The organism is Actinopolymorpha cephalotaxi, assembly GCF_013408535.1.
In the GTDB taxonomy this organism is placed as follows: domain Bacteria; phylum Actinomycetota; class Actinomycetes; order Propionibacteriales; family Actinopolymorphaceae; genus Actinopolymorpha; species Actinopolymorpha cephalotaxi.
Genome location: NZ_JACBZA010000001.1, coordinates 245,307 through 265,636 on the forward strand (window position 1 = coordinate 245,307; position 20,330 = coordinate 265,636).

The window sequence follows — 20,330 nt, forward strand, 5'->3', positions numbered from 1 at the left end:
ATGCGACGTCGCCGGCGTACGACCTGGCTGCCGGCGTCAGTTGTTCAGCTGGTCGAGGATCGGCCAGAGGCTCTCGTGGCCGGTCATCGTGGCGTAGTCGTACTGGCTGCCGCCCACCGCGCCGCCGTCGCGGACCGCGTTCACGAACGCCTGCACGCGGTCGGCCGTGACCGGCGTACTTCCTTCGCCGATCACCCCGCCCTCGACGTGCACCCGGCGCCCGGTGAGCGACCTCGCCCGCGTCGTCTGGTCCTTCACCCAGGTGTAGACCTGCGCCGCGGAGAAGTTCGACCGGAACGACCACAACGCCATGGGTACGACGGCCTCGCTGTTCGGTCCGATCGACGCCCAGGGGAAGCCCTCCCAGCGGTTGCCGGGATCGGTCCCGAACGGCGAGGGCACGATCGCCCCGATCACCGCCGGGGTACGGGTGCGCACCTGCTGCAGGTGGGTCACCAGCCGCTGGTTGAACTGGGCATGGGTGACCTCGCCGTCGGAGCCGAACCGTTCGATGTCCACCCCCACCGCGTCGAACCGCTGCCCTGCCGGGCTGACGTAGGAGCCGATCGCCACGGTGCGGCGCACGTCGCGCTCGAGGTCGCCGTAGCCGGGCACGTACCACCCGACGACCCGGATCCCGGCAGCGTGCGCGGCGTCCAGCCACTGCCCCATCCTGGTCTCGTCGAAGAAGTCCTGTGCGCTGTTGAACCGCGCGGTGCCGAGGTAGAGCGTGCGTACGTCCCGCGCGCGCATGTCGGCCACCGAGGACACCGGTTCGAGGGTGGCGTAGTCCAAGGTGTCCACCCAGGTGCCGAGCCGGCGGAAGGCGACGTAGGCGTCGACGGCCGTCCATGGGCTCCAGGTACCGGCCGGGGTCGACCGCACCGACTCGTACTGGAAGCCGGTCGACGACCATCCGACGACCCGCACCGCTGCGTCGCCGTCGCTCGCGGTCGGGCCGGAGGAGAACGTGCCGCCCAGCGAGGCCCACGACGTCCACGCCGATCCCGTCCACCGCAGCAGCCGCATGCTGTTGCCACTGCCGCGCGCGACCACGTCCAGCAGGCCGACGCCCGGGGAGGCCACGGCGGGCTGGGAGTTGAGCAGGGTGGTGGCGCCGCCGACCCGCACCCACGAGCGCCAGCGCCCGTCGCCGAACCACTTCTGCGACAGGGTGTTGTCGGCGTTGCGTACGAAGACGTCCAGCCGCCCCGGACCCCACGACGTCGCCGCCGGGCTGGAGGAGAGCACGCCGCCCAGGCGTTCCCAGGCCGACCAGCTTCCGGACGCGAACGCCTTGTGGGACAGGCCGTTGTCGACGTTGCGGACGAAGACGTCCAGCAGGCCTGGTCCCTGGGACGCGACCGCCGGCGCCGAGGTGAGGACGCCGCCCAGGCGCTCCCAGCTCTGCCAGCCGCCGGCGGCGTAGGCCCGGTGCCACAGGGCGTTGTCCGTGCCGCGGGCGAAGACGTCCATCCGTCCGGGTGCCCAGGAGACGGCCGCCGGCTGCGAGGCGAGGTCGCCGCCGAGGTTGAGCGTGCGGGTCCAGGAGCCGCCCGGATAGCGGATCTGCTGCAGCAGGTCGCCGCCGGAGGAGGTGTTGAACAGGTCCGTACGGCCGGGCCCGTAGGACGTGACCGCCGGGCTGGTGCGTTCCGCCGAGGGCAGCGGGATCGCCGCCGCCGGGGTGGGCGCCCGCACAGCCGGGGCCGGGCCGGCCGCCGCGGCGGGCGCACCCGTGGCGCCCAGGCTCAGCGCTCCCGCGACCAGCAGGGCGGCCGCACCGGCGACCCGTGCCCGGCTGCCCGGCCGCGGGCGGTTTCGACGTACCGCATCCACCATCGCCACGCACCGACTTCCCGACACCACCGCGCCCACGCCGGACCGCGGCGAAACCGAACGTCCGTGAACTGTCCGATCCCGGACAGTGGTGACGGTACGCCGTGCACGGGCGCAAAGGCGGCGGAACGGCCGAACCGGCGAAACCGGCGCACCGCAGACCCGGCTCGGCCCGGGCCGCCGATGGCGAAGTCGGACAACCCGCGACCGGACCACCCGGCGGCGCGCCCGCAAGTACGGGAGGCGGGCGACGTCTGCTTCCTAGGGTCGGAGCATGGCGTACTTCACGTTCACCATGGCCACGCTCGTGGTGGGTGCGCTCGTGCACACGTTCGTCGACAAGACCCCGCAGCGGCGGACCCGGCCCCGGGTGATCGAACTGTGGCTGCTGTGGTTCGTGGTGGGTGGCGGCGTGTGGGCGATCTTCGGCGGGCTCAGCCACCTCGGGCCCAACTCCAGCGAGGTCGCGGCCTCGATCGGATATCACCAGAGCTTCTTCCAGTGGGAGGTGGGCTGGGCCGACATCGCGGTCGGCGTGCTCGGCGTGGTCTGCGTACGGAAGCGGGACAGCTGGCTCACCGCGGCGGTCGTCGCGCTCGCGATCCTGTTCTGGGGCGACGCGGTGGGACACGTCATGCAGTTGATCGCGCACGACAACACCGCGACGGCGAATGTGGGAGCGATCCCGGTCGACGTGCTGCAGCCGCTGGTCGCGGTGGTCCTGCTGGTGGAGTACCGCCGGCACCAACCCGCCGTCGGCCGGGCCACCACCGGAACCAAGGCCGCCGACTGACGCCGGCGCGTGGCAGACTCGGGCGGGCGACCGGTTCGCGGGCCGTCGGTGTCCGCGGGCCCCGCGGAAGAGCTGCCCACCGCCGGAAGGAAGCCATGCGCCAGTTGCGCTACGACGAACTCACCGTGTCCGTCGCACCGTCCGCGGAGGCGGCCGGAGCCGCGGCCGCGGAACGCTTCGCGGCGGCCGTCCGCGCCGAACTCGCCACCGTCGACACCGGCGACGCGGTGGCGGTGATCCTGGCCACCGGCAACTCCCAGTTCGGCTTCGTGCGGGCCGTGCGCGAACGCGACGACATCGACTGGTCGCGGCTGGTCGTGCTGCACATGGACGAGTACGCCGGCATGACGGCGGACCACTCGGCGAGTTTCCGCCGGTGGTTCGCCGACCAGTTGCTGCCGTACGTCACGCCGCGGGAGTTCCACGGCATCCGCGGCGACCACGAGCCGGTCGAGGAGGAGCTGGCGAGGTACTCGAAGCTGCTGGCCGACCTCGACCCGGCGGTGTGCGTTATGGGCATCGGCGAGAACGGCCACCTGGCGTTCAACGACCCGCCCGCCGACTTCGACACCACCGCGCTGGTCCACCTGGTGGACCTGGACGACGCGTGCCGGCGCCAGCAGGTCGGCGAGGGCCACTTCCCGTCGCTGGCGCAGACGCCGACGCAGGCGCTGTCGCTGACGGTGCCGGCCCTGATCCGGCCGCGGACGGTGCTGGTGGTGACGCCCGAGGCCCGCAAGGCGGAGGCGGTCCGCGCCGCGCTGGAGGGCCCGGTCACCCCGGACTGCCCGGCGTCGGTCCTGCGCACCGTCGGCCACGCGCAGCTGTTCCTCGACGAGGAGTCCGCCGGAACACTGCGCGACCAGGTGGCCTGAGCCGCGGGCCGGGACGCAGGGGCTGGTACGCCGGTCAGTCGCGCAGGGCGGTGGCGGGACCGACGGCGGTCACGATGACCACGGCCGTGCCCGCCTCGTCGGAGGCGGCCAGGTCGACCTCGGCGGTGATGCCCCAGTCGCGGTCGCCGTTGGGGTCGTCGAAGATCTGCCGGACCAGCCACCGGCCGGGCTCGGTCGTGGTGTCCACCACCAGGAACGCCGGGCCGCGCGCGTCCGGGCCGGTGCCGATCGAGTCGTACTCGGAGAAGTACTCCGCCAGGGCCTGCGCCCAGGCGTCCGCGTCGAAGCCGGCCTCGGCGTCCAGCTCACCGAGTTCGCCGGAGCGGCGCAGCGCGGCCAGCTCGACCCTGCGGAACAACGCGTTGCGGACCAGCACCCGGAACGCCCGCGCGTTCGAGGTCACTGTCAACGGCTCCTTGACACCGATGCCCGGAGCGCCGGCCGACAGCGCCTCCTCGGACGGGTTGCGCAGACGTTCCCACTCGTCCAGCAGGCTGGAGTCGACCTGGCGGACCAGCTCGCCCAGCCACTCGATCAGGTCGGTCAGCTCCTCGGTCCGCGCGTCCTCGGGCACGGTCTGGCGCAGCGCCCTGAACGCGTCGGCGAGGTAGCGCAGCACCAGCCCCTCCGAGCGGGTCAGGCCGTACAGGCCGACGTACTCCACGAACGTCATCGCCTGCTCGTACATGTCGCGGACGACCGACTTCGGGGAGAGCTCGTGGTCGGCGACCCAGGGATGCCCGCGCCGGTACATGTCGTACGCCGCGTCGAGCAGGTCGACCAGTGGCCGCGGATGGGTGACGTCCTCCAGCAGCTCCATGCGTTCGTCGTACTCGATGCCCTCCGCCTTCATCGCCGCGACCGCCTCGCCCCGCGCCTTGTTCCGCTGGGCGGACAGCACCTGCCGCGGGTCGTCCAGCGTGGACTCGATCACCGACACCACGTCCAGGGCGTACGTCGGCGACTCCTTGTCCAGCAGCTCGATCGCGGCCAAGGCGAACGGCGACAGCGGCTGGTTGAGGGCGAAGTCCCACTGCAGGTCGACGGTGAGCCGGATCCGGCGCCCGGTCTCGTCGGGTTCGTCCAGCCGCTCCACCACGCCGCCGGCGAGCAACGCGCGGTAGATCGCGATCGCCCGACGGATGTGCCGGCGCCGCGCGGCCGGCTCCTCGTGATTGTCGGTGAGCAGGTGGCGCATCGCGGCGAACGCGTCTCCGGGCCGGCCGATGACGTTCAGCAGCATCGCGTGGCTGACCGCGAAACTGGACGTGAGCGGCTCGGGCTCGGAGGCGATCAGCCGCTCGAACGTCGGCCGGCCCCAGCCGATGGAGCCCTCCGGCGGCTTCTTGCGCACCACCTTGCGGCGCTTCTTCGGATCGTCGCCGGCCTTGGCCAGCGCCTTCTCGTTGTCCACCACGTGTTCGGGTGCCTGCACGACCACGGTGCCGAGGGTGTCGTAGCCGGCGCGACCGGCCCGCCCGGCGATCTGGTGGAACTCCCGCGCCTTGAGCAGCCGCACCTTCTGCCCGTCGTACTTCGACAGTCCGGTGAACAGCACCGTGCGGATCGGCACGTTGATGCCCACGCCGAGGGTGTCGGTGCCGCAGATCACCTTCAGCAGCCCGGCCTGGGCGAGCGTCTCCACCAGCCGGCGGTAGCGGGGCAGCATGCCGGCGTGGTGGACGCCGATGCCGTGCCGGACCAGCCGGGACAGTGTGCGCCCGAACCCGGCGGTGAACCGGAAGTGTCCGATCATCGCCGCGATCGCGTCCTTCTCCGCCCGGGTGCACATGTTGACGCTCATCAGCGCCTGCGCGCGTTCCAGCGCGGCGGCCTGGGTGAAGTGGACGACGTAGACCGGCGCCTGGTGGGTGCCGAGGAGTTCCTCCAGCGTCTCGTGCAGGGGAGTGGTGACGTAGGAGAACACCAGCGGCACCGGGCGCTCGGCCGCGTGCACGAGGGTGGTGGGCCGCCCGGTCCGCCGGGTCAGGTCCTCCTCGAACCTGCTGACGTCGCCCAGCGTCGCCGACATCAGGACGAACTGCGCGTGCGGCAGTTCGATCAGCGGCACCTGCCAGGCCCAGCCCCGGTCGGGCTCGGCGTAGAAGTGGAACTCGTCCATCACCACCTGGCCGACGTCGGCGTCGGCCCCGTCCCGCAGGGCGATGTTGGCGAGGATCTCGGCGGTGCAGCAGATGATCGGCGCGTCGGCGTTCACGCTCGCGTCGCCGGTCTGCATGCCCACCTTGTCGGCGCCGAACATCTCGCACAGCCCGAAGAACTTCTCCGACACCAGCGCCTTGATCGGCGCGGTGTAGTAGGTCCGCCGGCCCTGCGCCAGCGCGGCGAAGTGGGCGCCGGCGGCGACCAGGCTCTTGCCCGAGCCGGTGGGGGTCGCGAGGATCACGTTGGCGCCGGAGACGACCTCGATCAGCGCCTCTTCCTGGTGGGGATAGAGGGTGAACCCGCGTTCGCCCGCCCAGGAGACGAAGGTCTCGTAGAGCGAGTCGGGGTCGGCGTCGGCCGGGTCGGCCGGCGGGTGCAGCTGCCTGAGCGGCACGGTCGCCGGCGAGGACGTGGCCGGTGACAGCGCGGCCGAGGCCGGTGCGGCCGGTGCGGAGAGGGCGGACGTGGACGGCGGGGACAACGGATCAGTGAGCGACATGGCGCTTCCATCGTGCCCTACGCCGTACGCGAGGGCCCACCCGCGCCGGACGCGGGTGGACCCTCGGGTGGGCCTCGGTGAGCGTCGTAGCTCTCAGCCCAGGTCGATCGTGGGGTAGAGCGGGTGGTTGGCCAGCAGGTCGGCGGCCTGCTGGGAGACCCGGGAGGCCACTGCCTCGTCGAGCACGTGCGAGGCCTTCGACGGGGCGCCCTGCCTGGTGGTGCCGGGCTTCGTCTGGCCGAGCACCGTGTCGATCAGCCCGGCCACCTCATCCAGCTCGGCGGTGCCGAGGCCGCGGGTGGTGAGCGCGGGGGTGCCGAGCCGGATGCCGGAGGTGTACCACGCGCCGTTGCGGTCCTGCGGGACGGCGTTGCGGTTGGTGACGATGCCCGAGTCGAGCAGCGCCGACTCGGCCTGCCGCCCGGTGAGGCCGTACGACGACACGTCCAGCAGCACCAGGTGGTTGTCGGTGCCGCCGGTGACCAGCTTCGCGCCGCGCCGGGTCAGCCCCTCGGCCAGCGCCTTGGCGTTGTCCACGATCCGCTGGGCGTAGTCGCGGAAGTCCGGCTGCCGTGCCTCGGCGAGTGCGACCGCCTTGGCCGCCATCACGTGCGGCAGCGGGCCGCCGAGCACCATCGGGCAGCCGCGGTCCACCTGGTCGGCGAGCTCGGGCTGGCACAGCACCATGCCGCCGCGCGGCCCGCGCAGCGACTTGTGCGTCGTGGTGGTGGTGATGTGGGCGTGCGGCACCGGGTCGTAGTCGCCGGTGAGCACCTTGCCCGCCACCAGCCCGGCGAAGTGGGCCATGTCGACCATGAACGTCGCACCCACCTCGTCGGCGATCTCGCGCATCGTGGCGAAGTTGATCAGCCGGGGGTACGCCGAGTAGCCGGCGACCAGGATCAGCGGGCGGAACTCCTGCGCCGCCCGGCGTACCTCGTCGTAGTCGATCAGGCCCGTCTCGGGGTCGGTGCCGTAGCTGCGCTGGTCGAACATCTTGCCGGAGATGTTCGGCCGGAACCCGTGGGTGAGGTGGCCGCCCGCGTCCAGGGACATGCCGAGCATCCGCTGGTTGCCGAGCTCGCGGCGCAGCTCGAACCAGTCCTGCTCGGACAGGTCGTTGACCTGGCGGACCTGCGCCTTCTCCAGCGCGGGAGCCTCGACCCGGTTGGCGAGGATCGCCCAGAACGCGACCAGGTTGGCGTCGATCCCGGAGTGCGGCTGGGCGTAGGCGTGCGGGGTGCCGAAGAGCTCGCGGGCGTGCTCGGCGGCCAGCGCCTCCACGGTGTCGACGTTCTGGCAGCCGGCGTAGAAGCGGCGCCCGATGGTGCCCTCGGCGTACTTGTCGCTGAGCCAGTTGCCCATCGCCAGCAGCACGGCCGGCGAGGCGTAGTTCTCGCTCGCGATCAGCTTCAGGGACTCGCGCTGGTCGGTGAGCTCGGCGCCGATCGCGGCGGCGACCCGGGGCTCCACCCCGGCGATCACGTCCAGCGCGCTCCGGAACGCGGTCGACTCGGCACTGTTCGCGGCACTGCTGGGGGAGCTGCTCTGGGGGTTGTCCGGGGCGGACGCGGGGCTCATGGGACCTCCTGTGGCGTACGGAAGGGGGCCCAGGCGCACGGCACTCCGTCCTTCGACGAGGCCGCTTCCCGATGGTCGATCCCATCCCAACGCGCCAGTCACGGCCTGCACCGAGGCTATCGTGACCGCCCGCCGCCGCGCAGCCACCCGTACCCCCACACATCCGCCCACGTCACGCCCGCGCGACCTTCCCCGCCGAGCCCGGCACGATCCGCCCGGCCCGGCGGTGTCCGCCATTCCGGTCGTGCCCGCCCGGACCGGGACGCTCCGGCGCGGCCGGATGCACTCCGGCCCGTGAAGACGGCGCCCTCTCCGGCGTTTGTGCCCTCACCCACCCACCGCTGTGGACACTGGGATGAGGAATGTCTCAGGGACTTCTGTGGGCGGAACCGTTTTCGCAGGTCAGAGGCGGTACGCCGACCGCGGGGCCGCAGGCTCTGAGCGTCGGGGGGTGAGGTTGTGGCGGCGCAGAAGGGACAGCAGCACGGCGACCCGGGCAAGCCGGAGGAGTCGCAGGGGCGGCCGTGGGTCCGCTCGCTGGGAATGATCGGTCTGGTCCTCCTGGTGCTCGCGGCCCTGATCGAGACGATCACGGCCGGGACCCAGCGCCCGATCGTGGGCGGGCTGGCTCTGCTCGCGATCGCCGCGTTCGTGGTGGCCGGGGTGGGGCGGCTGACCGAGCCGGAGAGCGTGCGCGCCGCTCGGGCACAGGCCGCCGACGGGGCCTCGGACCCGGACGGACGGTCCGGGCCCTGGCAGGAGGACGACGCCCCGTGGCGGGAGGACGCCGACGGGCCCTGGCAGGAGGAGGGCGGCGACGGCGGCGAGGGCGGCTGGAACGAGGGCGAGGGACCGTGGAGCGAACGCGGCGAGCCCAGCGCACCGGCCGAACGGGCCGGCGGCTGGCAGGGCGCCCCGCCCGGCGCCCGCGCGGGTGCCCGCACCCAGACCCAGGCCGCCACCCGGGTGCCGGGCCAGCGGCGCGAACGCGGACGCAAGGCACCGCAGGTTCCCGAGCGGACGTTCCCCCGCCTGTCGGAGCTGTCCGAGGTGGTGCTGGGACCGACTCCGACGCACTACGCCCACCGCGGCCAGGCGCCGTACGTACGCCGTCCCGCCGCCGACGGCCGGCTGGCCGCGCTGCTGAACGCCGACAGCCAGCCGTTCCCGTTCGTGGTCGTGGTCGGCCCGTCCAAGGCCGGCAAGTCGCGCACGGTCGTGGAGGCCGTGCGGTCGGTGCTCGGCGGCCGGGACCCCGGTGTGTTCGTGCCCGGCAGCGGCGAGGAGCTCGCCGAGGTGCTGCGCGAGGAGGAGGCCCTGCCCCGGGGACGCCAGCCGTGGGTGATCTGGCTGGACGACGTGACCGCCGCGGACCTCGTACACCTGTCCGCGGACACCCTGGACCGCGCGGCCCGGCACGCCATGATCGTGGCGAGCATGACCGACGAACGCTGGGACCAGGTGCTGGACAGCCACGGCGACGTCGCGGCCACCGCCAAGGCGGCGTTGCGCCGGGCGACGAAGGTGCCGCTCGACTTCGAGCTGACCGTACGCGAGCGCGCGGAGGCCGAGCAGCTGTATCCGCAGCTGCAGATCAACGCCAGCATCGGCGAGGCGCTGATCGGCGGGGACCAGCTGGTGGCGAAGTTCCGCGCCGGCCGGGACCGGGAGCCCGCCGGCTACACGATCGTGCAGGCGGCGGTGGACGCGCGGCGGGCCGGGCTGAACCGCCCGCTCACCGAGTCCGAGCTCCGCGGCCTCTACCCGCTGTACCTGCGCCGGGTGCGCATCGACCTCGACCCCACCACCGCGTTGTTCGAGGAGGGGATGGCATGGGCCACCGAACCTGTCGCCTCCGAGGTCTCGCTGCTCAGCCAGGTCGGAGGCGGTGCCGGGAGTGCCGGGGGCGCCGGGGGTGCCGGCGTGGCGCACGGTGCGCTCGGCTCGTCGCTCGGCTCGACCACCGGACCGGGCACCCGGGCGAAGCCGACGGAGAACCCGGACGGTGCCCTGGAGGTCCTGGACTACGTGGTCGCGATCGAGGAGGGCCGCCACGGCCAGGAGGCCCGGCCGGTCTTCGACGCGATGTGGCAGGAGCTGATCGCCGCTGTTCCGCCCGATGACGCGTTCGACATCGGCATCGGCGCGAGCCTGCGCGGCAACCAGTCCGCGGCCGAACTCGCGTTCCGCAAGGTCCTCGACCTCGACCACGCCGGCGAGGCGCCGCGGGCGGCGAACAACCTCGGCCTGCTGCTGCGCGAGCGCGGCGACGTGGCCGGTGCGCGGGCGGCGTTCCAGAAGGCGATCGACTCCGGTCACCCGGACGTCATGCCGAGGGCGGCGAACAACCTGGGCGCGCTGCTGCGCCAGCAGGGCGACGTGAGCGGCGCGCGCGGCGCGTACCAGAAGGCGATCGACTCCGGGCACACCGACGTGGTGCCCCGGGCGGCCAACGACCTGGGTTCGCTGCTGCGCGGGCAGGGCGACGTCGCGGGCGCGCGCACGGCGTACCAGCGGGCGGTCGACTCCGGCCACACCGACGTGGTGCCGTCGGCGGCGCTCAACCTCGGCATGTTGCTGAAGGACCAGGGCGACGTCGCCGGGGCGGAGACGGCGTACGAACGGGCGATGGGGTCCGGCGACCCTGAGGTGGTGCCGGTGGCCGCGCTGAACCTGGGTTCGCTGCTGCGCGAGCAGGGCGACATGGCGGGTGCGCGGACGGCGTACCAGCGGGCGGTCGACTCCGGCCACGCCGAGGTGGTGCCGGTGGCCGCGCTCAACCTGGGTTCGCTGCTGCGCGAGCAGGGTGACATGGCGGGTGCGCGGACGGCCTACCAGCGGGCGGTCGACTCCGACCACCCGGGCGTGATGCCGGTCGCCGCGCTGAACCTCGGCATGTTGCTGAAGGACCAGGGCGATCCCGAGGGCGCGGAGGCCGCGTACCAGCGGGCCGTCGACTCCGGCGACGTGGACGTGGTGCCGATGGCGGCGCTCTACCGGGGTTCGCTGCTGAAGGACCAGGGCGACCTGGTGGGTGCGGAGACGGCGTTCCAGCGGGCGGTCGACTCCGGCCACCCCGACGTCGCGCCGATGGCGGCGAACAACCTCGGCGTGCTGCTCACCGAGGAGGCCGACGTGGGCGGCGCCCGGGCGGCGTACGAGCTGGCCGTGCGGTCCGAGCACGCCGACGTGGCGCCGATGGCGGCGAACAACCTCGGGGTGCTGCTCACCGAGGAGGCCGAGGTCGACGACGCCCGCGCCGCCTACCAGGTGGCGGTAGACTCCGGGCACGCCGACGTGGCGCCGATGGCGGCGCTGAACCTCGGCCTGCTGCTGGACGCGCAGGGCGACGTGGGTGGTGCGCGGTCGGCGTACGAGCTGGCGGTGGACTCCGGGCACGCCGACGTGGTGTCGGTGGCCGCGGTCAACCTCGGCACGCTGCTGCGCGACCAGGGCGACGTGGCCGGCGCCCGGGCGGCGTTCCACCTCGCGATCGACTCCGGGTTCGTCGACATCGCACCGGTCTCGGCCGGGCACCTGCGGGTGCTTTTGGCCGGGCAGGGCGGTTCGGTGAACGCCCGGCCGGCCGCCCGGATCGGCGCGGATCGCGTACGCGAGACCGCTGCCCTGGGTGCCCGGGCGGGGGAGTCCGGCGCGGACGTCGAGGGCGGGGACGATCTGGGCACCCTCGAAGCCATGGAGGAGGGGCTCGGCGAGGACGAGGGGCCGAACGGCCGCCGCACCTAGCGGTCGCGCAAGTCCGCCTTGACAGCCGGCGCGGTCTCGCCGCGGCTGACCGGTTCCCCTCGCCCGCGGGCAACACCAGGCACCCATCCGGGCCCGCGGGCGAGGCTCCCCTACCGGTCGTTTCCCTTATCGGGTAGGCGATCTCAGGGGCGCAACATCACCTTGACGGCGCGGCGTTCGTCCATCGCGGCGTACGCCTCGGGCGTCTTGTCCAGGTCGAGTGTCAGGTCGAACACCTTCCCGGGCTCGATCGCGCCGGACAGCACGTCGGGCAGCAGCTCCGGGATGTACGTACGAGCGGGGGCCACGCCGCCCGCGACGTTGAGGTTGCCGGAGAACATCGCCCGGATCGGCAGCTCCGCACCACCGGCGGGCACCCCGACGTAGCCGATCTGGCCGCCGGGCCGGGTCACCGCGAACGCCTGCTCCATCGAGCCCTTGGTGCCGACCGCCTCCAGCACGGAGTCGGCGAGCACTCCGCCGAGCAGTTCGCGGACCTTCGCGGCACCTTCCTCGCCGCGTTCGGCCACGATGTCGGTGGCCCCGAACGCCTTCGCCAGCGCCTGCCGGGACTCGTGCCGGGACATCGCGATCACCCGCTCGGCGCCGAGCCGGCGGGCCGCGATCACTCCGCACAGGCCGACCGCCCCGTCGCCGACCACGACGACCGTGCGCCCGGGCCCGACCCGGGCGGCCAGGGCCGCGTGGTGGCCGGTGCTCATCACGTCCGACAGGGTGAGCAGGCCGGGCAGCAGCGCCTCGTCGGGCACCTCGGGCAGGCTCACCAGGGTGCCGTCGGCCTCGGGCACGCGGACGTACTCGCCCTGCCCGCCGTCCACCGGCAGGCCGTCGGCGTCCTCGCCACCCCACGAGCCGAGCCGGTCACACGACGTGGTGATCCCGTCGCGGCAGGCCGGGCAGGTGCCGTCGCTGGCGACGAACGGCGCGATCACGAAGTCGCCGGGGCGTACGGAGGTGACCCCGGCGCCGGCCTCCTCGACCACGCCGACGAACTCGTGGCCGATCGGGTGCGGCTCGTCGGTCGGCACGACGCCCCGGTAGGGCCACAGGTCCGAGCCGCACACGCAGCTCGCGGTCACCCTGACGATCGCGTCGGACGCACCGCGGATGGCCGGGTCGGGGCGGTCCTCCATCCGGATGTCGCCCTTACCGTGAATGACGGCAGCTCGCATGCCACTCCCTCGAAGTTGTGTTCAGTCGGACAAGTTCGTTCTCCCCGCGTCTGCGAGGGTCGCACAGGTGGGAACCGGTCGCCGTGGCGGGCGGGCGCGGTGCCCGGTTGACACCCGGATGCCCCGCTTCGCCTGTAGCGTCGGGGGAATGTTGGGACTACCGGACACGATCACCGCGTGCCTGTTCGACCTGGACGGCGTGCTCACCACGACCGCCGAGCTGCACATGGCGGCGTGGAAGAAGGCGTTCGACGAGTTCCTGCGGGCACGTGACGGCGACGGTTTCGCGCCGTTCACCGAGCACGACTACGCGGAGTACGTCGACGGGCGGCCGCGTGCCGACGGCGTCCGCGAGTTCCTCCGGTCGCGCGACGTCACCCTGCCCGAGGGGACCCCGGACGACGCGCCCACCGAGGTCACCGTCAACGGCGTCGGCAACCGCAAGAACGAGCTGCTGGACCAGGTGATCGCCGAGCGCGGCGTACAGCCGTTCCCCGGCTCGCTCCGCTACCTCCGGGCCGTCCGCGAGGCCGGGCTCGCGGTCGCGGTGGTCACCTCCTCCCGCAACGGCGAGAAGGTGCTTCAAGCCGCCGGGCTGACCGACTACTACCGGGCGCTGGTCGACGGCAACGTCCTCGCCGAGCGCGGCCTTTCCGGCAAGCCGGCGCCGGACTCCTTCCTCGCCGGCGCGCAGGCGCTCGGCGTCGAGCCCGGCCGGGCGGCGGTCTTCGAGGACGCCCTGGCCGGTGTCCAGGCCGGACGGGCCGGCCACTTCGGCCACGTCGTCGGGGTCGACCGTGCCGACCAGGCCGACGAACTGCGCTCCCACGGCGCCGACGTCGTGGTGAAGGACCTCGCCGACCTGCTGCAGGGGGACGCGTGAGCGCCACCCCCCGGGACACCCGACGGCTCCAGGAGGAGCGGCCGAGCTACGAGGTGGCGCCGTGGGAGCTGCGCTGGCGCGGCCTGGACCTCGAGGCGCTGAAGCGGACCGAGTCGACGTTCGCCCTGTCCAACGGGCACATCGGCATCCGTGGCTCGTTCGAGGAGGGCGAGCCGCGCGGCCTGCCCGGCACCTACCTCAACGGCTTCTTCGAGCGCCGGCCGCTGCCGTACGCCGAAGCGGGCTACGGCTATCCCGAGGACGGTCAGACCGTCGTCAACGTCACCGACGGCAAGATCATCCGGCTGCTGGTCGAGGACGAGCCGCTGGACATGCGCTACGGCGCGGCGCCCTTTCACGAACGCACGCTGGACTTCCGGTCCGGCACGCTGCGCCGGGTCACCGAGTGGGTCTCGCCGACCGGGCGGCGGGTCCGCATCCGCTCCGAGCGGCTGGTGTCGTTCACCCAGCGCGCGGTGGCCGCGATCCACTTCGAGGTGGAGGCGCTGGACGGCCCGCTGAACGTCGTACTCCAGTCGGACCTGCTGGCCAACGAACCCGTCGAGGCGGCCGGCGGCGACCCGCGGGTGGCCGCCGCCCTGGACCGGCCGCTGGTCGCCGACTTCGCCATGGCCGAGGGAGACCACGCCGTCCTCGCCCACCACACCCGGCGCTCGGACCTGCGGATGGCCGCGGCGATGGAGCACGAGTTCGACACCGAGTGCGACCTGCGCCGGGAGATCCAGGCCGAGGAGGACCTCGCCCGGCTGACCGTCGCCACCCAGATCTCGCCGGGCACCGTGCTGCGGATGACGAAGTTCGTCGCCTACGGCTGGTCCAGCCAGCGGTCCACCCCCGCGCTGCGCGCCCAGGTGGACGCCGCCCTGGCCGGCGCGCGGCGTACCGGCTGGCAAGGCCTCCTTGACGAGCAGCGTGCCTACCTCGACGACTTCTGGTCCCACGCCGACGTCGAGCTCGACGGGGACGCCGAACTCCAGCAGGCGTTGCGGTTCGCGTTGTTCCACGTGCTGCAGGCCGGGGCCCGCGGTGAGACCCGGGCGATCCCGGCCAAGGGCCTCACCGGGCCGGGCTACGACGGGCACGCGTTCTGGGACACCGAGACGTTCGTGCTGCCCGTGCTCACCTACACTCAGCCGGACGCCGTACGCGACGCGCTGGTCTGGCGGCACTCCACGCTGGACAAGGCACGTGCCCGGGCCCGCCAGCTCGGCCAGGCCGGCGCGGCGTTCCCCTGGCGCACCATCGACGGCCAGGAGTGCTCGGGATACTGGCCGGCCGGCACCGCGGCGTTCCACGTCGACGCCGACATCGCCGACGCGGTCGCCCGCTATGTCGCGGTCACCGGCGATGAGGAGTTCGAACGCGCGTACGGCATCGAACTGCTGGTGGAGACTGCCCGGCTGTGGATGTCGCTCGGCCACCACGACGTGCACGCCGGCTTCCGGATCGACGGGGTGACCGGCCCGGACGAGTACAGCGCGATCGCCGACAACAACGTCTTCACCAACCTGATGGCGCAGCGCAACCTCCGGATGGCCGCCGAACACTGCGAGCGGCACCCCGACGTCGCCCGGTCCCTCGACGTCGACGAGGAGGAGGCGGCGCGCTGGCGCGACGCCGCGCACCGGATGGTGGTGCCCTACGACGAGTCCCTCGACGTGCACGAGCAGTCGGAGGAGTTCACCGACCACGCCGTCTGGGACTTCGCCGACACCCCGCGCGACCACTACCCGATGCTGCTGCACTACCCGTACTTCGACCTGTACCGCAAGCAGGTGGTCAAGCAGGCCGACCTGGTGCTCGCGATGCACCTGCGCGGCGACGCGTTCACGCCCGAGCAGAAGGCACGCAACTTCGCCTACTACGAGCGGCTCACCGTGCGGGACTCCTCGCTGTCGGCGTGCACCCAGTCGGTGCTCGCCGCCGAGTGCGGCCACCTCGAACTCGCCTACGACTACCTCGCCGAGGCGGCCCTGGCCGACCTGCACGACCTGCACGGCAACGTGCACAACGGGCTGCACATCGCGTCCCTGGCCGGGGCGTGGATCGCGACGGTCGCGGGCTTCGGCGGGATGCGGGACCACGACGGGCGGCTGACGTTCGCGCCCCGGCTCCCGGAGGAGCTCACCGGCATCGCGTTCCGGCTGACCGTGTGCGACGGCCAGATCGGCGTACGGATCACCTCCAAGGAGGCGACGTACGAGCTGCTGCGGGGCCGGGAGCTGTCGACGTCCCACCACGGCGAGCCGTTCGTGCTGCGGGCCGGCGAGAGCCGGACCCTGCCGATCCCGCCGCCGCCCTCGCACCCGCGGCCCCGCCAGCCTCCGGGCCGGGAGCCGGCCCGCCGCCGCCAGACCTGGACGTAGGCGCCTCGACGTAGGGATCCGGGCGGGGGATACCTAGGTCCGCCGACCGGTCCGCTGCCCTCTAGGTGGGTCCGGGCCGGCCTCTAGGTATCCCCGACGGAGCGAAGATAGGTAATCGGTGCCGATGGCTCGCGGCCCTTACCGAACGAGGATGGTGTCACCGATCCGGAGAGTCCGGAAAGGTTCGAAAGGACACCACCACCATGTTCAACTCCTACGTCGCTTCCGAGCTGGCCAGGGCACACCAGCAGGACCTGCTCGACCAGGCCGAGCGGTACCACCGGTACTCCCTCGCCCGCAGCTATCGCCGGGCGCTCGCCCGCCGTCGTTCCACGGCCGCCGCCGAGCGGTCCGGCCCGGACGAAGCCGACGGTGCCGGCGGCCATCCCGGCGTACGCACCAGCCCTCCACGCAACCCCAGGCCTGCGGGTAACTTGGCGGGGTGCACAGAGTTCGGGGCGAGGCCGGTCAGGTGATGGTGGGACGGGATCGCGAGCTGAACGCACTCGTCCAGCTCGCGACCTCCCACCACGCCCAGGTCGCGCTCGTCGCCGGGGAGCCCGGGCTCGGCAAGACCCGGCTGATCCAGGAGTTCCTGGCCAGGGTGGGACCCGAGGTCGAGGTCCTGGTCGGCAACGCCGTGCCCGGCTCCCTGTCCCGTCCGTACGAAGTGCTTCTCGACGCGCTGGACGGCCGGCCCTCCGGACGCCCCGCCGACGAGCAGCTGCGGTCGGTCGTCGCCGATCCCAGCCGCAGCCCGGTCGAGCGCCTGCACGCGGGCCTCGCCCTGGTCGCGGACCTGGTGGGCGGGCGGCCGGCCGTGCTCGTGTTCGAGGACCTGCACTGGGCCGACTCCGAGAGCGCGGCGTTGTTCGAACGCCTCGCCGACCAGGACGGCCCCCGGCTGCTGGTCGGCACCTACCGGCCCGAGGAGATCACCAGCCGGCACCCGGCCGCCGGCCTGCTGGCCCGGCTGGAACGCCGCCGGCCCGTCCACCACGTCTCCCTGGAACGCCTGAACGAGTCCGAGACCGCGGCCCTGGTCGCCGGGATCATCGGCACGCCGGCGCCGTTCCGGGTGATCGCCGCCATGCACCAGCGCACCGGCGGCAACCCGTTCTTCATCGAGGAGCTCCTGCGCGGCCACGAGGACACCTGCCTGGACGACCTCGCCGACCAGCCGCTGCCGTGGAGCCTCGCCGAGGTGCTCCGCCAGCAGGTGGACAACCTGGAACCCTCGGTCGTCGCGATCGCCGAGGCCGCCGCCGTGCTCGGCCTGCGGGTGCCGTTCGACCTCCTCGCCGCCGTCACCGGCACCGGCGAGGACGAGCTCATCGCCGCGCTGCGGGAGCTGGTCGTGTGCGGCGTCCTGGTCGAGGCCGGCGAGGACGAGTTCAGGTTCCGGCACTCGCTGGTGCGCGAGGCGATCACCGGGCGGCTGCTCGGGCGTCAGCAGCGCCGGCTGCACGAGGCCGCGCTGGAGGCACTGCTCGCGGCCGGTGGATCCGACCCGGCGATGGTGGCCGGTCACGCCCGCGCCGCCGGACGGTACGACGAGATGCTGGACGCCGCCCGGCGGGGTGCCACGTCGTACCTCTCCATCGGTTCGGCGTACCAGGCACTGCGGCTGGCCGAGATGGGGCTGGACGAGGCCTGCGACGACGTCCCGCTGCTGTCCGCCGCCGCGCAGGCCGCCTGGCTGGCCGGGCTGGTCGAGGACGCGCTGAAGTACGCCCGCCGCTGGCGCGACAACGCCACCACCGCACGGGAGAGCGCCGACGCCCACTACCTGCTGATCCGGCTGGCCTGGGAGACCGACCAGACCACCGAGATGGAGGAGTACACCGACGGGGTGAAGCACCTGATCGGCCGGCTGCAGCCGGGTACGGACCAGGCCCGGGCGATGATCGCGGTGGCACAGTCGTGCACGCTGCGGGACCACTTCGACCACGCCGCCGAGTGGGCCGACAAGGCGGTGACCCTGGCGGAGAAGTTCGACATGCCGCGCGTCCGGCTGGCCGCCCTGGTGGAGAAGGGCATGGCGCTGACCGAACAGTCGAGCACCAGCCATGAGGGCTGGGAGCTGCTGTCCGGGCTGGTCGACCAGGCCGAGGAGCTCGGCGAGTGGGTGCTGGCGGCCCGGGCGCTGAACAACCTCGTCCAGGAGGCGCCGCCGCCCGGGCCGGTCCAGCACACCGAGATGCTGGAACGCATGCGAGCCGCCGCCGAGCGGGCCGGTTTCGAGAAGCTCGCGGTCGCGGCGTACTACCAGGGCAAGGCCCGGTTGGCGATGCGGTCCGGTGACCTCGGCGCGGCGATCACCGCACTCGAGCACGGCCGCGCACGCGAACGCGGATACGAGCTGCGCGGGCGGCGTGCGGAGTACCACGCGGTGTTCCTGGCCGGGCTGTACCTCGAGGCGAGCGAGCTGGACCGGGTCGAGGCGCTGATCGCCGAACTCCGCACCGCCGGTGGAGTCCGGGCGCTGACGGTGCCGGCACTGGCGTTCCACCTTGCGTGCCGGCGCGGCGACCTGGTGGCCGCCGAACAGACCCTGGACGACGTGCACGCCGCACTGGCCGAGCAGGCGTGGCGCAGCGCGTCCCAGGCCCACGACCTGGTCTCGGCCGCGGTGCACGTGGGGCTTCCCCTGGCCAGGTTGGAGAAACTGGTCGACGACCTGCTCGACGCCGACCTGTGGGACGACAGCCGGACACTGGTCGACGCCCAGGTGGCAGAGGCGCACGGAGACTTCCCGGCCGCGCTGGCCGGCTACCGCGCGGTGACCGGCTCGACCGTCCTGCCGGGATACGTCCGGGCCACCGCCCACGTCGGCGCCGCGCGGTGCCTGTCGGCGGCGGGCTCCGGTGACCGGGCCGCCGTGCTCGGCCACGTCGAGGCGGCCACCGAGCTGCTGGCCGGGTGGAGCGGGTGGCGGGTGGCCCAGCTGGAACGCCTGCGCGAACAGCTCGGGCTGGCGGCGGCCGCCGACGCGGCCCCGGAGGCCGTCACCGGCGTGGGCACCCTCACCCGGCGCGAACGCGAGGTCGCCCTCCTCGTCGCCGACGGGCTGACCAACGCCGAGGTCGCCCGCCGGCTGTACATCTCGCCGAAGACCGCCGCCATCCACGTGTCCAACATCCTGCGCAAGCTGGAGTTGACGTCGCGCACCGAGGTCGCCGGCGCCCTGCGCTGACGACCTCGCGTCGCTGTCGCTCCGGCCGGGTCAGCCGGCGAACCCGCCGTCCACCGCGACGGCCGTACCCGTCATGTAGCGGCCGCCTTCGCCGGCCAGATGCGCGACCGTCGCCGCCACGTCCGCGGCGTGGCCGTACCTCCCCAGCGAGGTGAGCGCGCTCTGCGCCTCGGCACCGGGCCCGTCGGCCGGGTTCATGTCGGTGTCGGTCGGCCCCGGGTGGACGAGGGTCGCGGTGATGCCCCGCCCGCCGAGCTCGCGGGCCAGTGCCTTCGTCAGCCCGAGCAGGGCGGACTTGCTCGTGGCGTACGCGGTGAAGCCCGGGAAGGCGACCCGCTCGGCGACACAGCTGCCGATGGTGATGATGCGGCCGCCGTCCACCATGTGCGGCACGGCTGCCTGCGCGGCGACCAGCGGCGCGCGGACGTTGACGGCCAGGCTCCGGTCGATGTCGTCAATGCTGAGTTGCTCCAGCGGAGCGAGTACGCCGAGACCCGCGTTGTTGACGAGGATGTCGAGCCGGCCGAACTCCGCGACAGCCGCCTCGACCGCCGTGCGGACGGCCGCCGCGTCGGCGCTGTCGGCTTGGACGGCCAGGGCCCGGCGGCCCGCGGCCTTGACGGCGGCTACCACCTCCGCCGCCCGGTCGGAGCGGTGCTGGTAGGTGAGGACCACGTCGCCGCCGTCCGCGGCCAGCCGGGTGGCGACGGCCGCGCCGATGCCGCGGCTGCCGCCGGTGACGAGGGCCACCTTTCCGGTCAGCGGAGCGAGCCGCTCCGTCTGGGCTGAGTCTGTCTGGGTCGGGGCGTTGCTGTGGAAGGACATGGCGTCGATCCTGGCCGGAGCCGGCTACGGAGTCCGGCGGCATTCGGACGTCGCGTTCAGGTGGATCGGTCCCCTGCTCGCCCGGGCGGAGAAAAGGTGAGGGTCGCAACATACATGCCCGATTTCTCCCGGGCTGGTTCATTGCTTCGCACAATGGCGCCATGACTGAGATGACTGGCGTGACGCAATACCCGGGCACTCCTCATCGGTCCCACAAAAATCGCCCGGCCGCTGGCTGCTCGTTGTCGGACTCGCTTTCCTGCTGGCCGGCTTCGGCACCGTCGGCTACTTCGGCTGGGAGTACTGGGGAAGCAATTTCGTCGCC

Annotated in this window: 12 protein-coding genes and 1 riboswitch; of the genes, 7 read left to right on the forward strand and 5 right to left on the reverse strand. The window is 73.0% G+C overall.

Annotated elements, in window-relative coordinates; all coding sequences use genetic code 11:
* Positions 1 to 36: 36 nt before the first annotated feature.
* Positions 37 to 1,848: a hypothetical protein gene (locus FHR37_RS01035; RefSeq protein ID WP_175542354.1), complete on the reverse strand. Its 1,812-nt coding sequence runs from the start codon at positions 1,846 to 1,848 to the stop codon at positions 37 to 39.
* A gap of 265 nt (positions 1,849 to 2,113) precedes the next feature.
* Here FHR37_RS01035 and FHR37_RS01040 point away from each other — a divergent pair, with 265 nt between their 5' ends.
* Both FHR37_RS01040 and FHR37_RS01045 read left to right on the forward strand, forming a co-directional pair.
* On the forward strand, positions 2,114 to 2,632 hold the full coding sequence (locus tag FHR37_RS01040; protein WP_175542355.1) for a DUF6790 family protein: 519 nt from the start codon (positions 2,114 to 2,116) through the stop codon (positions 2,630 to 2,632).
* 95 nt (positions 2,633 to 2,727) lie between these two features.
* Positions 2,728 to 3,507: a 6-phosphogluconolactonase gene (locus FHR37_RS01045; protein ID WP_175542356.1), complete on the forward strand. Its 780-nt coding sequence runs from the start codon at positions 2,728 to 2,730 to the stop codon at positions 3,505 to 3,507.
* A 34-nt stretch (positions 3,508 to 3,541) separates the two neighbouring features.
* On the opposite strand, the gene FHR37_RS01050 is transcribed toward FHR37_RS01045, so the two are convergent.
* Positions 3,542 to 6,193 (reverse strand): DEAD/DEAH box helicase, encoded by a 2,652-nt coding sequence (locus tag FHR37_RS01050; protein WP_092881232.1) that lies wholly within the window; start codon positions 6,191 to 6,193, stop codon positions 3,542 to 3,544.
* A 93-nt stretch (positions 6,194 to 6,286) separates the two neighbouring features.
* Positions 6,287 to 7,774 (reverse strand): glycine hydroxymethyltransferase, encoded by a 1,488-nt coding sequence (locus FHR37_RS01055; protein WP_092881234.1) that lies wholly within the window; start codon positions 7,772 to 7,774, stop codon positions 6,287 to 6,289.
* A gap of 20 nt (positions 7,775 to 7,794) precedes the next feature.
* Positions 7,795 to 7,886, reverse strand: a riboswitch (ZMP/ZTP riboswitch).
* 347 nt (positions 7,887 to 8,233) lie between these two features.
* On the opposite strand from FHR37_RS01055, the gene FHR37_RS32855 reads away from it, so the two are divergent.
* The gene (locus FHR37_RS32855; RefSeq protein ID WP_092881236.1) at positions 8,234 to 11,521 is read left to right on the forward strand and encodes a tetratricopeptide repeat protein; all 3,288 of its coding nucleotides are present in this window, start codon (positions 8,234 to 8,236) and stop codon (positions 11,519 to 11,521) included.
* A 143-nt stretch (positions 11,522 to 11,664) separates the two neighbouring features.
* On the opposite strand, the gene FHR37_RS01065 is transcribed toward FHR37_RS32855, so the two are convergent.
* The gene (locus tag FHR37_RS01065; protein WP_092881238.1) at positions 11,665 to 12,714 is read right to left on the reverse strand and encodes a zinc-dependent alcohol dehydrogenase family protein; all 1,050 of its coding nucleotides are present in this window, start codon (positions 12,712 to 12,714) and stop codon (positions 11,665 to 11,667) included.
* 148 nt (positions 12,715 to 12,862) lie between these two features.
* On the opposite strand from FHR37_RS01065, the gene FHR37_RS01070 reads away from it, so the two are divergent.
* From FHR37_RS01070 to FHR37_RS01085, 4 genes are all read left to right on the forward strand, one after another.
* Entirely contained in the window at positions 12,863 to 13,597 is a 735-nt protein-coding gene (locus FHR37_RS01070) for an HAD family hydrolase (protein ID WP_092881240.1), read from the forward strand.
* The gene (locus FHR37_RS01075; protein WP_092881242.1) at positions 13,594 to 15,984 is read left to right on the forward strand and encodes a glycoside hydrolase family 65 protein; all 2,391 of its coding nucleotides are present in this window, start codon (positions 13,594 to 13,596) and stop codon (positions 15,982 to 15,984) included. The genes FHR37_RS01070 and FHR37_RS01075 overlap by 4 nt, the downstream gene beginning before the upstream one ends.
* A 203-nt stretch (positions 15,985 to 16,187) precedes the next feature.
* Positions 16,188 to 16,460, forward strand: a complete 273-nt coding sequence (locus tag FHR37_RS01080) for a hypothetical protein (protein ID WP_092881244.1) — start codon at positions 16,188 to 16,190, stop codon at positions 16,458 to 16,460.
* A complete protein-coding gene (locus FHR37_RS01085) occupies positions 16,427 to 19,180 on the forward strand; it encodes a helix-turn-helix transcriptional regulator (RefSeq protein ID WP_237768582.1) in 2,754 nt (917 codons plus the stop codon). The genes FHR37_RS01080 and FHR37_RS01085 overlap by 34 nt, the downstream gene beginning before the upstream one ends.
* A gap of 30 nt (positions 19,181 to 19,210) precedes the next feature.
* Here FHR37_RS01085 and FHR37_RS01090 read toward each other — a convergent pair whose 3' ends face one another.
* Complete coding sequence (locus FHR37_RS01090) at positions 19,211 to 20,005, reverse strand: SDR family NAD(P)-dependent oxidoreductase (protein WP_092881248.1); 795 nt, start codon at positions 20,003 to 20,005, stop codon at positions 19,211 to 19,213.
* Positions 20,006 to 20,330: the final 325 nt, after the last annotated feature.

Coding starts and splice junctions, on each gene's coding strand:
- FHR37_RS01070 (WP_092881240.1), top strand. CDS start 12,863: ATGTTGGGACTACCGGACACGATCACCGCGTGCCTGTTCGACCTGGAC.
- FHR37_RS01090 (WP_092881248.1), bottom strand. CDS start 20,005: ATGTCCTTCCACAGCAACGCCCCGACCCAGACAGACTCAGCCCAGACG.
- FHR37_RS01040 (WP_175542355.1), top strand. CDS start 2,114: ATGGCGTACTTCACGTTCACCATGGCCACGCTCGTGGTGGGTGCGCTC.
- FHR37_RS01055 (WP_092881234.1), bottom strand. CDS start 7,774: ATGAGCCCCGCGTCCGCCCCGGACAACCCCCAGAGCAGCTCCCCCAGC.
- FHR37_RS01065 (WP_092881238.1), bottom strand. CDS start 12,714: ATGCGAGCTGCCGTCATTCACGGTAAGGGCGACATCCGGATGGAGGAC.
- FHR37_RS01045 (WP_175542356.1), top strand. CDS start 2,728: ATGCGCCAGTTGCGCTACGACGAACTCACCGTGTCCGTCGCACCGTCC.
- FHR37_RS01050 (WP_092881232.1), bottom strand. CDS start 6,193: ATGTCGCTCACTGATCCGTTGTCCCCGCCGTCCACGTCCGCCCTCTCC.
- FHR37_RS01080 (WP_092881244.1), top strand. CDS start 16,188: ATGTTCAACTCCTACGTCGCTTCCGAGCTGGCCAGGGCACACCAGCAG.